We start from the raw sequence: 1,306 nt of genomic DNA on the forward strand, positions 1-1,306 counted from the left end.
GTAAATATGTCTCTGTATACGGTTCCTGCTTGGCCTGTCCTGAGCTTGACTCAGGGTCTGTACCGAGTTTTGTAGTCTCGCTTCCTTCTGATAAAACCTCACGGTTTTCTCCCTTGCGACTTACTAATGGTTCAAGGCGTTACCCTGCCCATAAGGGACTTGCTCCCTCTTGATTAATTATTTATCTTTCGATAAATTAAAGATGTCCATGCTGGGCACACACATTGTATAAAAATAATAGCCAGTTCAGTAGTAAATTCAAGGGTTGTAGCCCGCTTTAACTTTCTTGTATCTTGACAGGAATGAAGCCCGTAATCGGCTACTATTCTTATACGAACCGTTGTAGCTCATTTAAAACAAAAATACTGGTCAAAATCAATCTGATTTGAGCTTAAAATATTATATTTGTGAGCTTAAAATTATAAAGTGATTAATAAAAGAGACCAACAAATCATTGATTGTATTAGAGATAATGGAGGAAGTTCTTCAAAGGATATTTTTGAGAACTCAGCTATTTCTGTTAGTTACGCTACATTAAAGCGAACTTTGACAAAATTAATTTCAGACAAATATATAGTTTCTGAAGGTCAGGGAAAAGGAACAAAATATTTTCTTTCTCCATCGTTTGAACTTATCCAACCCATAGACATAGACAAATATTACGAAAATGAAATAGATGAAAGACAAATTAAAGAAACTTTCAATTTTGAACTCGTCAATAAAATATTAAATGAGAATAGCGTATTCACAGAAAACGAACTGAACAAACTCAATCTACTTGAAAAGGAATACAGAGCTAACATCAAAGACCTGAACCCTGCCGATTACCAAAAAGAAATGGATAGGCTAGCCATTGACTTGAGCTGGAAATCTTCTCAAATTGAGGGAAATACCTATTCATTACTGGAAACTGAACGATTATTAAAGGATAAACAAACTGCTTCGGGAAAAACCAAAGAAGAAGCCGTAATGCTTCTGAACCATAAGTATGCACTTGACTTTATCATCGAGAATAAGGATTATTTAAATCCATTGACTGTATCAAAAATAGAGGACATTCATAATATACTGACAAAAGAGCTTGGGGTTGAAAAGAATTTAAGGAAAAGACGTGTCGGTATTTCAGGCACAAATTACAAGCCACTTGACAATGAATTTCAGATAAAGGAAGCCCTTAAAGTGTAAGCTTCCCTTAAAAGCGAACTGTTTAAAAGTAGAAAAATAGTTTTAACTTTAAACAGTAATTATGAAGACAAGTAAATTTTCACCCACCCAGATTGCCAAAATTCTAAAAGAATTCGATAAT

1 protein-coding gene is annotated in these 1,306 nt (G+C 34.3%); it reads left to right on the forward strand.

What is annotated here, in order from left to right:
• The first annotated feature begins 426 nt into the window (after nt 1–426).
• Entirely contained in the window at nt 427–1,185 is a 759-nt protein-coding gene (locus PQO00_RS20280; RefSeq protein ID WP_274186681.1) for a hypothetical protein, read from the forward strand.
• Nucleotides 1,186–1,306: the final 121 nt, after the last annotated feature.

The organism is Flavivirga sp. 57AJ16 (assembly GCF_028736925.1).
Lineage (GTDB): Bacteria > Bacteroidota > Bacteroidia > Flavobacteriales > Flavobacteriaceae > Flavivirga.